The organism is Bifidobacterium sp. UBA6881, assembly GCA_002451435.1.
GTDB lineage: Bacteria > Actinomycetota > Actinomycetes > Actinomycetales > Bifidobacteriaceae > Bifidobacterium.
This window is the reverse complement of sequence record DKCF01000068.1, coordinates 39,926-42,236: the sequence shown is the minus strand read 5'-3', so window position 1 is coordinate 42,236 and position 2,311 is coordinate 39,926. Positions and strand designations below refer to the sequence as shown.

Annotated in this window: 1 protein-coding gene and 1 tRNA gene; one reads left to right on the top strand and one right to left on the bottom strand. The window is 61.4% G+C overall.

Translation table 11 applies throughout. The features are described 5' to 3' along the window. Nucleotides 1-3: 3 nt before the first annotated feature. Nucleotides 4-77: transfer RNA gene (locus B3C64_RS05205), tRNA-Ile, on the bottom strand. A gap of 388 nt (nucleotides 78-465) precedes the next feature. Here B3C64_RS05205 and B3C64_RS05200 point away from each other — a divergent pair. Then, nucleotides 466-2,037, top strand: coding sequence for a xylulokinase (locus B3C64_RS05200; RefSeq protein WP_291534204.1), 1,572 nt, complete (start codon nucleotides 466-468; stop codon nucleotides 2,035-2,037). Nucleotides 2,038-2,311 lie beyond the last annotated feature (274 nt).

Sequence of the window (2,311 nt, the reverse complement as noted above, 5' to 3'; positions counted from 1 at the left end):
ATGTGCCCTCGCTGGGACTTGAACCCAGGACAAACACCTTATAAGGGTGCTGCTCTAACCGACTGAGCTACGAGGGCAACCGCCGCACAACATGCAGCTCGCACTAGTTTAACAACAGGGAGGACTTAACCCGCTTCATGAATCGCAATGGGGCGTCGATGAAACGGTACGCTCCCGATTCCGCGGCATCGGGCAACGCCGGGCACGACACAACACCGGCCGTCCGCACCAGCATGCGAGCGATGCCAGCGGAATCGCCGACCAGCCCAAAGCATTTACTTCCAAACATTCGACGCTGCATGGCACGGGCAATGGGATTCATGAGCCATCCGGAACATCTGCATACCAACGTATCCACGATTGGATTCACTAGTATGGATGATGATGCGGAACGCGCTTCAGCGCAATGCCGATGATGCGCTACGGCACGATGCATAGTTTGTTCCGCGGCAGGAGGATATGAGGATGCAACAGCTTGTGGCAGGAATCGATACGTCGACGCAGTCATGCAAAGTACGCGTGACGGACGCCGCGACCGGCGAACTCGTCCGCTTCGGCCAAGCCAAGCATCCGAACGGAACGTCCATAAACCCGGAATGCTGGTGGAACGCGTTTCGGGAGGCCGCGCGACTTGCCGGAGGACTGGACGATGTGGCCGCATTGTCGGTCGGCGGCCAGCAGCATGGCATGGTGATCCTCGACGGGCAAGGCAACGTGATCCGCGACGCCATGCTGTGGAACGACACATGCTCCGCGCCGCAGGCCACGGCGCTCATAACCGCAATGGGACAAGCAGAGGCGAATGAGGGCGAATTGCGCGAAGCCCGGGAACACGGCATCGCCGCCGATACGCTGATGGGCGACGGCGACCAGGCGATCGCCGCGCGCGGCAGACTACGTTGGGTCAAGGCCGTGGGCTCCTCCCCCGTCGCCTCCTATACCTTGACCAAGGTGGCATGGGTCGCGGAGAACGAACCCGAAAACGCGAGGAAAATCGCCGCGATATGTCTGCCGCATGATTGGCTGAGCTGGCGCATCGCCGGATATGGCCCGGTCACGGAGAGCGAAGACGCGCATCTCGATGCGCTGTTCACCGACCGCTCCGATGCTTCCGGCACCATGTACTACGACGCCGTGTCGAACGAATACCGACGCGATCTCATCGCCAAGGCGCTCGAAGCGGCGGAAGGCGCCGAAACCGCCCGGACCCACGCCAATGCCATCGTGCTGCCGACCGTGTTGGGGCCGCGCGACCAGACTCCGGTCAGAGCCGATGCATCCGTCGCTGGCAAAAACATTGACGGCGGCTGCGTCATCGCCCCAGGCGGAGGCGACAACGCCATGGCTTCGTTCGGCCTTGGCATGGGCGTCGGCGACGTGTCCGTATCCCTCGGCACTTCCGGCGTAACCGCGGCCATTTCGCAAAGGCCGACATACGATCCGACGGGCGCCGTATCCGGTTTCGCCGACTGCACCGGCCACTACCTGCCGCTCGCCTGCACCATCAATGGATCGCGCATCCTCGACGCCGGATGCGCCGCGCTCGGCGTGGACTATGACGAGCTGTCCGAATTGGCATTCGCCTCGCAACCGGGCGCGGACGGCATTACGTTGATTCCGTATTTCGATGGCGAGCGCACGCCGAACCGACCCGATGCCACCGCCACGCTTTGCGGGATGACTTTGGCCAACACCACGCGGGAGAACCTCGCACGCGCATTCGTGGAAGGTTTGTTGTGCTCGCAACGCGACTGCCTGGAGCTTATCCGCTCCCTCGGCGCGGATATCAACCGTATTCTGCTCATCGGCGGCGGCGCGAAGTCGGAAGCCGTCCGCGCTCTGGCTCCAAGCATCTTCGGCATGGATGTGACGTGTCCGGCCACCGACGAATACGTGGCCATCGGCGCGGCACGTCAGGCCGCATGGGTGCTTTCCGGCGGAACCAATCCTCCGGCGTGGAATCTGCATATCGACGGCGTGAAGACAGGCGACCCCACCGAGGACGTATACGACAGCTACGTCAGGGCACGCGGCTAATCAACGTGGTCGGCGCCTCACGCAACCGACCGCAACGTCTTGGCAACCGATCGCATGCATTCCATATTTTTGTTATCTGCGCCCTCATCATCCCCGAAAACGTCGCTTTCCGCATGAATCGGCAGTTCTTCCGCGTTTGGCGACATTTTCGGCATACGAAAATGTCGCTTCGCGCGGAAGTCATAGTCATTCCAAACACAAAGCGACATTTTGACGGCACGGATTCTCCAAAATCTCCAATTTAGAAGCCGTCAGCAAGCTCAAAACCGCCGGC

Coding starts and splice junctions, on each gene's coding strand:
- B3C64_RS05200 (WP_291534204.1), top strand. CDS start 466: ATGCAACAGCTTGTGGCAGGAATCGATACGTCGACGCAGTCATGCAAA.